General features: G+C 47.5%; 10 protein-coding genes. All 10 read right to left on the bottom strand.

Annotated features, from left to right (window positions below):
• Positions 1-230 precede the first annotated feature (230 nt).
• Positions 231-1,526 (bottom strand): adenylosuccinate lyase, encoded by a 1,296-nt coding sequence (gene purB / locus ABFX15_RS03365; protein ID WP_346024093.1) that lies wholly within the window; start codon positions 1,524-1,526, stop codon positions 231-233.
• A 12-nt stretch (positions 1,527-1,538) separates the two neighbouring features.
• Positions 1,539-2,675, bottom strand: a complete 1,137-nt coding sequence (purK, locus tag ABFX15_RS03360; RefSeq protein WP_346024092.1) for a 5-(carboxyamino)imidazole ribonucleotide synthase — start codon at positions 2,673-2,675, stop codon at positions 1,539-1,541.
• Positions 2,659-3,147: a 5-(carboxyamino)imidazole ribonucleotide mutase gene (gene purE / locus ABFX15_RS03355; RefSeq protein WP_346024091.1), complete on the bottom strand. Its 489-nt coding sequence runs from the start codon at positions 3,145-3,147 to the stop codon at positions 2,659-2,661. Before purE ends, purK begins: the two co-directional genes overlap by 17 nt.
• Before the next feature lie 37 nt (positions 3,148-3,184).
• On the bottom strand, positions 3,185-4,459 hold the full coding sequence (purD, locus tag ABFX15_RS03350) for a phosphoribosylamine--glycine ligase (RefSeq protein WP_346024090.1): 1,275 nt from the start codon (positions 4,457-4,459) through the stop codon (positions 3,185-3,187).
• Positions 4,460-4,534: 75 nt separating this feature from the next.
• Positions 4,535-6,073 (bottom strand): bifunctional phosphoribosylaminoimidazolecarboxamide formyltransferase/IMP cyclohydrolase, encoded by a 1,539-nt coding sequence (purH, locus tag ABFX15_RS03345; protein ID WP_346024089.1) that lies wholly within the window; start codon positions 6,071-6,073, stop codon positions 4,535-4,537.
• Positions 6,074-6,075: 2 nt separating this feature from the next.
• The gene (gene purN, locus ABFX15_RS03340; RefSeq protein WP_346024096.1) at positions 6,076-6,657 is read right to left on the bottom strand and encodes a phosphoribosylglycinamide formyltransferase; all 582 of its coding nucleotides are present in this window, start codon (positions 6,655-6,657) and stop codon (positions 6,076-6,078) included.
• A 10-nt stretch (positions 6,658-6,667) separates the two neighbouring features.
• Positions 6,668-7,702 carry a phosphoribosylformylglycinamidine cyclo-ligase gene (purM, locus tag ABFX15_RS03335; protein ID WP_346024088.1) on the bottom strand — a complete coding sequence of 345 codons (1,035 nt, stop codon included), beginning with the start codon at positions 7,700-7,702 and terminating at the stop codon, positions 6,668-6,670.
• A 65-nt stretch (positions 7,703-7,767) separates the two neighbouring features.
• The gene (purF, locus tag ABFX15_RS03330) at positions 7,768-9,219 is read right to left on the bottom strand and encodes an amidophosphoribosyltransferase (RefSeq protein WP_346024095.1); all 1,452 of its coding nucleotides are present in this window, start codon (positions 9,217-9,219) and stop codon (positions 7,768-7,770) included.
• Positions 9,195-11,426, bottom strand: coding sequence for a phosphoribosylformylglycinamidine synthase subunit PurL (gene purL / locus ABFX15_RS03325; protein ID WP_346024087.1), 2,232 nt, complete (start codon positions 11,424-11,426; stop codon positions 9,195-9,197). The genes purF and purL overlap by 25 nt, the downstream gene beginning before the upstream one ends.
• Complete coding sequence (gene purQ / locus ABFX15_RS03320; protein ID WP_346024086.1) at positions 11,423-12,106, bottom strand: phosphoribosylformylglycinamidine synthase subunit PurQ; 684 nt, start codon at positions 12,104-12,106, stop codon at positions 11,423-11,425. The genes purL and purQ overlap by 4 nt, the downstream gene beginning before the upstream one ends.
• Positions 12,107-12,108: the final 2 nt, after the last annotated feature.

The following is a 12,108-nucleotide window of genomic DNA, read 5'->3' as shown; positions in this document are numbered from 1 at the left end:
CATTTTTAAACCCCGGTAAATCCCTTAGTGTAGGGATTTATCGGGGTTTTGGGTGTTAAAGATGAGATCATGTAAGAATAAATCCTGCAAGCGTTTTTTTAAATAATTTTGCACTACCTGATTTAAGCACCTTTTTATTCTTAGATAGAGCCATTATTATTCCGGTCAATCCGCAACAAAAACAACACCTGCCGGAACAATCCCTTTTACTGTCCCGACAGGTGCTTTAATTAATTCAGTCCAACACGTTCAAATATTTCATCTACATTTTTCAGATGGTAGTTATAGTCAAAAGCATCTTCGATATCTTCTGCATTCAGAATGGACATAATCTTCTCGTCCTCTTCAAGCAGTGGGCGGAATGCTGTCTGTTCATCCCAAGCAATGGCAGTTTTGGGCTGAACCAGGTCGTAAGCTTCTTCCCGGCTGAGACCTTTATCGATCAGCTTCAGCAATACACGCTGGCTGTATATCAGACCAAGTGTTGCATCCATATTGCGTTTCATGTTCTCAGGGAACACGGTCAGATTGCAGACGATATTGGCAAATCGGTTCAGCATGTAATTCAACAGGGTCGTGCTGTCAGGCAAAATAATGCGTTCCGCAGATGAGTGCGAAATATCACGCTCATGCCATAAGCTGACGTTCTCGTAAGCTGTCACCATGTGCCCTCTGATCACACGCGCCAGTCCGGCCATATTCTCAGATCCGATCGGGTTACGTTTGTGAGGCATTGCTGAGGAGCCTTTCTGACCTTTAGCAAAACCTTCTTCCACTTCTCTAGTTTCCGACTTCTGCAGGCCTCTGATTTCGGTCGCAAACTTTTCAACGCTGGTTGCAATAAGGGCAATGGTGCTAATATATTCCGCATGCAGATCACGCGGCAGAACCTGGGTCGAAATTTCCTGAGGACGCGTTCCCAGTTTATCGCAGACATACTTTTCAACAAATGGCGGGATATTGGCAAACGTTCCAACTGCTCCACTGATTTTTCCGGCTTCTACGCCTTTAGCTGCGTGTTCGAACCGGTCGATGTGGCGTTTCATTTCTGAATACCAGAGCGCCAGCTTCAGACCAAAGGTAGTCGGTTCAGCGTGAACACCGTGCGTGCGTCCCATGGTCACCGTATGCTTATGTTCTTTCGCTTTTTCACCGATAACTTCAAGCAGCTGCTGAAGGTCTTTTCTGAGCACATCATTGACCTGTTTCAGCTGGTAGCCGTAAGCTGTATCAACGACATCCGTACTGGTCAATCCGTAGTGGACCCATTTCTTTTCGTCCCCCAACGTTTCAGAAACGGCTCGTGTGAAAGCGACCACGTCATGTTTGGTTTCTTTTTCGATTTCCAGTATACGGGCAATATCAAAAGAGGCATGCGCTCGGATCTTCTGAACATCTTCTTTAGGAATCTCTCCCAGTTCGGCCCAGGCTTCATCAGCTAGGATCTCAACTTCCAGCCATGACTTGTAGCGGTTCTCCTCTGACCATAATTCTTTCATTTCAGGTCGCGTATAGCGTTCGATCATTATACCAGTCTCCTAATCCCAGATTTTCGTTTCTTCAATATCTTTCAGTGTCTTCTCGGTATCAGCCGTCAGTATGGTCACGTGCCCCATCTTTCGCACGGTCTTGACCTCTTTCTTGCCGTAGTCATGTACATGCCAGGCTGGCTGACTGCTGTTCAGTTCAAGTGCCTGTTCAAAGTGCTCACCCAGAATATTGACCATCACAGCTGGCTTAAGAAGGTCCACTTCAGCAAGAGGATAGCCGCAGATTGCACGTATGTGCAGGTCAAACTGTGAGTCTGAACAGGCTTCTATAGAATAATGTCCGGAGTTATGCGGACGCGGCGCCAGTTCATTGGCATAGAGCTTTCCTTCAGAAGTCAAAAAGAGTTCCACACCCAAGACACCTGATAAGGTCATCTTTTCAGCGATGGTTTCAGCAATCTGTCGTGCCTCGTCCATCACCTCATCTGACACGCGTGCCGGTACGATACTCTTAAGCAGGATATTGTTCTCATGGATGTTTTCTGAAACAGGCAAGGTGACCACATCCCCTGAGGCATTACGAGCCACCATAATGGAAAGTTCCTTTTCAAATGACACCCACTCTTCCAGGACACATGTCCCTTTTTTTATCAGAGCAGAAGCTTCTTCAAATTCAGCATCCGATTCCAGAACGACTTGGCCCTTTCCGTCGTACCCGCCTTGAACAGTTTTCAGTACACATGGATAGCCGAGGGTTTCAACGGCTTCCTTCAAATTTTCTTCCGTTTCAATTTTAGCATAAGCGGCAATAGGAATCCCTGAATTTTCCAGAAAATCTTTTTCAGTCAGGCGATTCTGGGTATTAAGTAAAAGCTCGGTCCCCTGGGGAACTGCAATTTCCACTGCCTCAAGAACGTGTTCAATTGTTTCAGCATCGACATTTTCAAATTCATAGGTCAACACATCGCTTGATCTGGCCAGTTCTTTCAAAGCATCCAGATCATCATAAGCTGCTTCAATATGCAGATCCGCCACTTGGGCTGTCGGACAGTCTGGAGTCGGGTCAAGCACAGCGATCCGATAGCCTCTTTCCTTAGCAGAAAAAGCCATCATCCGTCCCAGCTGTCCCCCACCTATAATGCCTATTGTACTTCCCGGTCTGATCAGTTTAGACAAGTTCGTCACTACTTTCCATTACCTTCTGTTTCAAGGCTTCTCTTCTATTTTCGATTCGGTCGGCCAGTTCAGGCTGAAAGGCTCCCAACATCTGAGCGGCGAGGAGACCGGCATTCGTTGCCCCAGCCTTGCCGATGGCTACGGTAGCAACAGGGACTCCTCCAGGCATCTGTACGATCGACAGGAGTGAATCCAGACCGTTCAGCGCCTTTGACTGAACAGGCACGCCGATGACCGGCAGCGTCGTCTTGGCTGCCAGCATTCCAGGAAGATGCGCAGCGCCTCCCGCTCCAGCGATGATCACTTTGATCCCTCGCCCGCGCGCTTCTTCAGCATAATCAAACATCAAGTCCGGTGTCCGGTGAGCGGAGACCACTTTTTTCTCGTAAGCTACTTCCAGTTCATCCAGCACCTCACAGGTATGTTTCATCGTCTCCCAGTCGGATGTGCTTCCCATGACGACCCCTACTTCAATTGCCAAATCAAACGCCTCCTAATAGTTATGGTTCCATTTTACCTTATTGCTTATTCGCGTTTATAACCGCTCTGTTTCCGATATCTTTCCTGCAAACATACTCGCTTATATCTACGCCTTCAAGCGCTGAATAGACAGCTTCCTGCGCCTCTTCGATCGTTTTCCCAGCTGCTTCAACCAAATAGACACGGCCGCCGTTTGAAACCAGCTTTCCTTCGGTTTCTGAGACACCTGCGAAATACAAGTTCATCTGATCGTCTATTTCAGGCAGGTTTAATGGTCTAAATTTTTCGTAAGCTTCTGGATAGCCTTTTGAGGCAACTACCACCCCAAGACTAACGCCATCTTGCTTCCAGACTAGACTGGGTTCCTCATCACTAAGAATAGCAGTAATGGCTTCTGCCAGGTCGGATTCCAAACGGTTCATCAGCACTTGCGTTTCCGGATCTCCAAAGCGGGCATTGAACTCGATCGTTTTAGGTCCATCTTCTGTGGCCATGACTCCGGCATATAATATACCCGTAAAAGGCGTGCCGTTTCTTACCATCCCTGTCGCAGCCGGCAGGAGTATCTTTTCAGTCGCTTCTTTTACTACAGCTTCAGATATATGCTTAACTGGAGCATAAGCCCCCATTCCTCCAGTGTTCGGACCTTTATCCCCTTCAAGCAGGCGCTTATGATCCTGAGAAATCACCATCGGATAGACCTTCTCATTTTTAACAAAAGCCATAAGAGAAAACTCTTCTCCCGTCAGGTATTCTTCGATGACTACATGCGTGTTCTGGTCCCCGAATTTTTTATCCAGCATCATGTCATCAAGGGCATCAAGTGCCGCTTCCATGGTTTCAGCTACAACGACTCCTTTACCTGCGGCCAATCCATCAGCCTTGATGACGACTGGAACGTTTCCTTTTTCAATGTAACGTCTAGCTTCTTCATACTGATCGAAAGACTTGTAATCTGCTGTCGGAATAGCATTGGTGGTCATCAGCTCTTTAGCAAACGCCTTTGATGATTCTATCTGAGTCGCAGCTTTTGACGGGCCGAAAATTGCGAGCCCTTCAGCCTGGAAATCATCCACGATGCCATTTAACAGGGGGAGTTCCGGGCCAACGATGGTCCATTCAACACTTTCTTTTTTGGCAAAATCAATTAACGTCGCATGGTCTTCCTGACTGATATTCAGCACGGTTATACCGTCACGAGTCATCCCCGGGTTTCCCGGTGCACAGAACACCTGCTCGACTTGGCTGCCCTCCAGCAGTTTTTTGGCAATCGCGTGTTCACGTCCACCTGATCCAATCACTAGTAACTTCACATGTTTCTCCCCTTTAAAATCCCTAAATATAATCTATGTATAAAACGAAAGAGAGGTTTCCCTCTCTTTTATTGATCAATGTCTAAAGTGACGCATTCCTGTAAAGACCATGGCGATGCCGTATTCATTCGCCTTGTCGATCGACGCCTGATCCTTGATGCTTCCGCCTGGCTGAATGATTGCTTTAATCCCGTTCTCGGCAGCATATTCGACACTGTCATCCATCGGGAAAAAGGCATCGCTGGCCATGACCGCATCTTCTGCCTGCTCACCTGCCTGTTCAATGGCAATTTTGACTGCTCCGACCCGGTTCATCTGACCGGCTCCGATGCCTAAGGTCTGCTTGTCATTCCCCACGACAATGGCGTTGCTCTTCACATGCTTCACTGCTTTCCAGTTCAGTTTCAGTGCACGCATCTGGCTGTCAGTTGGTGCCTTGTCCGTAACAACTGACCATTCAGGTGCATCTTCTTCGTTGACCCAGTCCTGGTCCTGAACCAGCAGGCCGCCAAGTACGGACACGGATTCTTTTCCACCTTGTCTTGATTCAGAAAAATCCAGTTCAAGCAGACGGATATTTTTCTTTTTAGTCAAGACAGCCAGAGCATCCTGAGAAAAACCAGGAGCAATGACGATTTCAAGGAAGATTTTACTTAATTTGTCTGCAAGTTCAGCTGTGACTGTTTCATTGACTGTGACGATGCCACCAAAAATTGACACAGGGTCTGCATCATAGGCTCTGTCAAAGGCTTCTTCTATCGACTCACCAATTCCTATTCCGCACGGATTCATGTGTTTAAGTGCTACAGCTGCCGGTCCGTTAAATTCACGAACGATACGGATAGATGCATCTGCATCCTTGATATTATTGTAAGACAATTCTTTTCCGTGAAGCTGCTTTGCCTTGGCAATGGAAAAACTGTTTGCTCGTGGCGATTCATAAAATACAGCACTCTGATGACTGTTTTCGCCGTACCTTAGAGTCTGCTTCAAATCATACGTCTGCGTATAACTATCCAGCTGGGTCTCTTCCTCAACTTGCTCAGTCAGATATTCAGCAATCAGTGCATCATAAGCGGCCGTAAGATGGAAAACTTTAGCTGCCAGATGTTGTCTAGTCTTGAGAGTGGTCTGTCCGTTCTCTTCCAGCTCCTTGATCACTTGACTGTAGTCATCAGTATCTACAATGACTGTGACTGTTGCATGGTTTTTAGCCGCGCTTCTAAGCATGCTCGGTCCACCTATGTCTATCTGTTCGATTGCTTCTTCTCTAGTCGTTTCGGGTCTGGCAATTGTCTCTTTAAATGGATACAGGTTGACACAGACAAAGTCGATCGGGGTGATGTCGTGGTCTTCCATAGCCGAGAGGTGAGTGTCCAGATCCCGACGGCCCAGCAGTCCCCCATGGATCAGCGGGTGCAGCGTTTTGACCCGTCCGTCCATCATTTCAGGAAAACCGGTGACCTCTTCGATCGACAAGGTTGGAATCCCAGCCTCTTCCAGGACCTTTTTCGTCCCTCCTGTTGAAATAATCTCTATGTTCTGTCTGACTAATGCCTGAGCAAAGTCAACGATATTGGTCTTGTCTGAAACACTGATAAGTGCACGTGTCATAGTTAGGCATACTCCTTCTGCAACTTTTTGATATAAGTCTGAATAACTTCAGGATACAGCACATGCTCGACAGCATGAATCTTCTCCTCTAGTGATTCTATCGTATCGTCTGGATCGATGACAACTTTTTCCTGAGCCAGTATCGTCCCGGTATCGATGCCTTCATCCACTAGATGTACGGTCACACCCGTTTCTGTGGCTCCTGCATCAAATGCATCCTGTATTCCCTGTTTCCCGGGATAAAGCGGAAGCAACGACGGATGAATATTAATAATCCGATTGTCAAAAGCTTCCAGTAAAGTCTGCCCGATGATTCGCATGTAACCGGCTAGGACAATCAGGTCGATGTCTGCTTCCTTCAAATGATCTAAGACTTCTCTCTCAAAGACTTCTTTTGAAGGAAACTGTTTCGGGTAAAATGAAACGGAGGGAACAGCCAATGTATCGGCTCTAGTCAGAGCAAAAGCCTCAGGCTTGTCACTTACGAGCAGAGCCACTTCTGCCTCTATCGTCTGTTTTCTAATCGCCTTCACAAGTGCTTCAAAATTCGATCCGCTTCCGGAAGCAAAAACGGCTAGTCTGATCGGTCCAGCTTTACTCAAAACGGATCGCCTCATTTTCATCTGCTCTGACTTCTCCGATGGTGACTGCTTTTTCTCCGGAATCTTTTAAACTTTTAAGCACTGCTGCTTCGTGTTCTTCCGGAACAGCCAGAACCATGCCAATTCCCATGTTGAAATAGCCGTACATTTCATCACGGTCGAGTTTTCCATACTCCTCAAGCAGAGTAAAAATCCCAGGTATTTCCCAAGTGTTTTTTCTGACTACTGCGGATAAGCCCTCTGGTAACATACGAGGTAGATTTTCAATGAATCCGCCGCCTGTAATGTGAGAGATCCCGTGTACCCAGCCTTTTTTCAAAAGAGGGAGTACAGCAGACACGTAGATTTTTGTCGGCTCAAGCAGAGCCTGACCTAAAGTATCGTCACCTAAGGCATCATGCTTAAAATCATAACTCAACGCATTCTGTTCAAAACAGATTTTTCTGACCAGTGAGTAGCCATTGGAGTGTATCCCGCTGGATGGCAGTCCGATCAGCTTATCTCCTGCTTTAACGTGATCTTTAGTCAGCATACTTCTTTTTTCCACCACACCGACGCAGAATCCCGCCACATCGTAGTCGTCTTCCCCGTACATGTCAGGCATCTCAGCCGTTTCTCCACCGATCAGTCCTGCACCTGCCTGGACGCACCCATCAGAAATGCCTGCAACAATCTGTTCCATTTTCTCAGGAACCGTTTTTCCCGTTGCAATATAATCCAGAAAATAAAGCGGCTCAGCACCTTGAGCTAGAATGTCATTCACACACATAGCCACACAGTCGATCCCGATCGTATCGTGTCTGTCCTGCTGGATCGCAATCAGCAGTTTCGTGCCGACCCCGTCCGTCCCAGATACGAGGACCGGTTCTTTCACGTCGACAACAGACAGATCAAATGCTCCGCCGAAACCTCCCAGTGCCCCCATCATGCCAAGGCGCTCCGTTCGTTTTGCATGTTTTTTTATTCGTTCAACCGTTTGATAACCTGCCTCGACATTGACCCCTGCGTCTGTGTAGGCATTTCCCATTTAATAGATCCCCCTGTTGTTTTCTGACCGGCTGAAGTCTGACCAGCCCAGTCTTATCTTGTTGTTTATACCATTAACGGCTTACTCTCTCTGATTTTAGCCAGTGTTTTCATATAGTCAGTTTCATAGTCATACAAAGGTGTTGGATAGTCTCCGGTAAAGTAAGACATACACAGGCCATTATGAGGCGCATCGAACGTCAGTCCGATCGAATCCACCGTCCCTTCGACACTTAAAAACGATAGACTGTCTGCACCGATTTTCTCGCGGATTTCTTCCACTGAATAATCTGCAGCAATCAGTTCTTTCTGATTCTGAATATCGATCCCGTAGAAACATGGGTATTTCAAAGGCGGAGATGAAATGCGGACATGGACCTCCGCTGCTCCGGCTTCTTTTAATAACTGAACGATGCGTCGGCTGGTCGTGCCGCGAACGATGGAATCATCCACCATGATCACTTTCTTACCGGCCACCACACCTCGAACAGCAGAGAGTTTCATTCTTACGCCTTGTTCTCTCAGTTCCTGAGTCGGCTGGATGAAAGTGCGTGCAACATACTGGTTCTTGACCAGTCCCATTTCATAAGGGATCCCACTCGCTTCTGCATACCCACTAGCTGCGGACAGAGAAGAGTTCGGGACACCGATAACCATATCTGCATCGACCGGTGCTTCTTCAGCCAGACGTTTGCCCATATTCTTGCGTGCAGTATGGACATTGACTCCAGCAATATTTGAATCCGGTCGAGCAAAGTAGATAAATTCCATCGAACAGATTTGAAGCAGCGTCTGATCGGTATAGGTCTCGATTCGATACCCTGAATCATCGATAATCACGAGTTCCCCTGGCTGAACGGCACGGACAAATTCTGCTCCGACAACATCAAGGGCACAGGTTTCACTTGCAAGTATGTAGGCACCATTATCCATCTGTCCAATGGATAAAGGACGGAAACCGTTCGGATCCAGTGCACCGATCAATGCATCAGGCGTCAGCATGACATAAGCAAACGCACCTTTTACGGTATTCAGACTTTCTTTGATTCGGTCGATCAGTGTATCCTGCTTGCTTTTACGGATCAGGTGCATAAGGATTTCAGTATCCGAGTTTGAATGAAAAATCGCCCCAGCCTGCTCGAGTTCCTGGCGCAGACTCACTGCATTGATGAGGTTTCCGTTATGAGCCAGTGCCAGCTCCTCATCGTGAAACTTGAACAGAAACGGTTGAATATTCAAGATACTGTTGCTGCCGGCAGTGCTGTAACGGACATGTCCAATCCCAGCTTCTCCCGACAGGCGGATCAGTTCACGTTCATCTTTAAACACTTCAGATAAAAGTCCCAAGTCACGGTGTCCTTTCAGACGCCCATTGCGATTGGTCACAATCCCTGCGCCTTCCTGACCGCGGTGCTGCAGGCTATGCAGACCGAAAAAGTTCAGCTGGGCTGCATCCGGGTGTCCCCACACACCGAATACGCCACATTCTTCATTTAAGCTTTTGATTTCAGCAACCAAGGAATGGCCCCTTCCCATAAGTCTTTCACTTCTTTAACATCAATAGTCAGCTTTTCCGTCTGCGTACGGATTTCAGCGATTCGTGTATCTTTTACTTCACCGATTTCAACGGCATCTTGTCCAAATACTTCTTTGACTTCTTCTACATGTTCAGGTCTGACAGATAGAACAAAACGGGATGGCGATTCTGAAAACAGCCACTCTGAAGGCATATCTAGTGTCGCAGACAGCCCCAGCTCGTTCCCGAAGGCTGATTCCATCAGCGCCACGGCCAATCCACCTTCAGAACAGTCATGCGCACTTTGAATAAGTCCTTCACGAATCGCCTGCAGTACTTTATCCTGAATCATTTTTTCTTTGTCTATATCAAAATCGAAAAGTTCTCCTTCGATTCTCCCCAATTGCATTTTCTGCAGTTCAGATCCGTTAAAGTCAGCTCCTGTTTTCCCGATGACGAAAATCTTATCACCAGCCTGTTTAAATTCCGATGTTGTCACGTGATCAAGATCCTTGACCAATCCGACCATGCCAATCATAGGTGTCGGATAGATCGCTTCCCCATTTGTTTCGTTGTAGAGCGATACGTTTCCTGAAATGACAGGTGTATTTAATGTCGTACAGGCTTTGGCAATTCCATCCGCAGATGTCCACAGCTCCCAGAACACTTCAGGCTTGTCTGGATTCCCGTAGTTCAGACAGTCCGTGATTGCCAGTGGTTCGCCCCCGCTGGCCACAATATTTCTTGCGGCTTCTGCCACCGCCATTTGACCACCTTTTTCCGGATCAAGATAAAGGTAACGGGCATTACAGTCAGTCGTCATGGCTAGCGCCTTGCGGGTCCCTCTGATACGAAGAACTGCTGCATCACTACCGGGGCCGACAACGGTGTTCGTTCTAACCATTGAGTCATATGTTTCAAAAATCGATTTTTTTGAAGCAACTGTAGGCTGCTGCATGAGTTGTTTCAGTGTTTCTTCTGTATCAGCGATGTCCGGTATGAATGCATCAAGTTTTTTGAAAGCTTGAATACGTTCCGGTTCAGTGTATGGTTTATGATAGACAGGTGCTTCTTCCGCCAATGCGTCTACCGGTAAGTCAGCGACCAGTCTTCCTTCGTGGTACAGTCGGTACTGCCCGTCACCAGTCACTTCTCCAATAGTCACGGCATCCAGTTCATAACGTGAGAACAGCTCTTTGACACGATCTTCTGCCCCTTTCGTCACACAGATCAGCATCCGTTCCTGAGACTCCGAGAGCATCATTTCATAGGGCGTCATGCCTGATTCACGTTGCGGCACATCGTCCAGGTTAAGGATCAGTCCGCTTCCCGCTTTTGATGCCATTTCTGAACTGGATGAGACCAGACCCGCGGCTCCCATATCCTGGATGCCGACGAGAATATCGCTGTGGTCCTGAATCAGTTCCAGGCACGCTTCCATCAGAAGTTTTTCCATAAACGGATCGCCGACTTGTACAGCTGAACGCTCAGCCTCTTCTTCATCACTGAATTCTTCCGAAGCAAAGGTTGCGCCGTGAATGCCGTCGCGACCTGTTTTTGCTCCTACATACATGATCGTATTACCGATCCCTTTAGCCTGGCCTTTTTGAATATCCTCATGATCGATCAGGCCGACACACATGGCATTTACCAACGGGTTCCCTCTGTAGACGGGATCAAAGGCGATTTCTCCGCCGACTGTCGGAATCCCGATACAGTTGCCGTAGCCGCCGATTCCTGCCACGACTTCTTCAAACAGATACTTTGTCCGTTCGTTGTCGAGTTCACCGAACCTTAAAGAATCCAGCATCGCAATCGGACGGGCACCCATACTGAAAATATCACGAATGATGCCTCCGACACCTGTCGCCGCCCCTTCATAAGGTTCAACAGCGGATGGATGGTTATGACTTTCCGCTTTAAACACGACGGCCTGACCGTCCCCAATATCAACGATTCCGGCACCCTCACCAGGACCTTGAAGCACTTGAGGTCCCTCTGTGGGGAATTTTCTCAATACCGGTTTGGAGTTTTTATACGAACAGTGCTCGCTCCACATAACTGAAAACAGGCCAGTTTCCGTATAATTAGGCAGACGTTTGATTATGTCCTCGGAAATCAGGCGGTATTCTTCATCCGTTAGTCCCCATTGGGCATAGATTTTCTGATCTCTGATCTGTTCGGCCGTCGGTTCATGTAATGTTTTCATACCTCACCAGTCTCCTTTATAAAGTTCTTGACCATCGATTCGAAAAAGCGCAGCCCGTCACTTGAGCCTAAAAGATCCTCGACTGCACGCTCAGGATGCGGCATCATACCCAGCACATTGCCTTGTTTGTTTATAATCCCTGCGATATTTTCAACTGAGCCGTTCGGGTTGTCTGACGCATAGGTGAATACGATCTGATCGTTGGCTTTCAGTTCCGCAAGTGTCTCTTCATCACAGTAGTAATTCCCTTCGCCATGAGCGACGGGTATCATGAGGCGTTCCTTATCGCCATATTCAGAGGTAAATTTCGTCTGATTATTGACCACTTCCAGTTCCAATGTCTTACAGATAAAATGAAGGTTGTCGTTACGCTGCAAAGCCCCAGGCAGAAGTCCTGCTTCAACTAAAATCTGGAATCCGTTGCAGGTACCAAAGACTGGCTTGCCTTCCTCTGCAAAACGGGTCACTTCACTCATCACATTTGAAAAGCGGGATATGGCACCACTTCTTAAGTAATCACCATACGAAAAACCTCCAGGAAGCAGGACACCATCAAATCCGTCCAGACTTTCTGCAGTGTGAGGCACGTATTCAGCTTCTTCTCCTACACCGTCTATAATTGCATGAAGCAGGTCAACATCACAATTGGAACCTGGAAACTGGATCACTGCAAATCGCATGC

Source organism: Alkalibacterium indicireducens (assembly GCF_039522005.1).
GTDB classification, from domain to species: Bacteria; Bacillota; Bacilli; order Lactobacillales; family Carnobacteriaceae_A; genus Alkalibacterium; species Alkalibacterium indicireducens.
This window is presented reverse-complemented; position numbering and strand designations above follow the sequence as displayed.

Bases quoted from the DNA above. Each gene is read 5' to 3' on its own strand.
- purB (WP_346024093.1), bottom strand. From the start codon at position 1,526: ATGATCGAACGCTATACGCGACCTGAAATGAAAGAATTATGGTCAGAG.
- purH (WP_346024089.1), bottom strand. From the start codon at position 6,073: ATGACACGTGCACTTATCAGTGTTTCAGACAAGACCAATATCGTTGAC.
- purM (WP_346024088.1), bottom strand. From the start codon at position 7,702: ATGGGAAATGCCTACACAGACGCAGGGGTCAATGTCGAGGCAGGTTAT.
- purL (WP_346024087.1), bottom strand. From the start codon at position 11,426: ATGAAAACATTACATGAACCGACGGCCGAACAGATCAGAGATCAGAAA.
- purQ (WP_346024086.1), bottom strand. From the start codon at position 12,106: ATGCGATTTGCAGTGATCCAGTTTCCAGGTTCCAATTGTGATGTTGAC.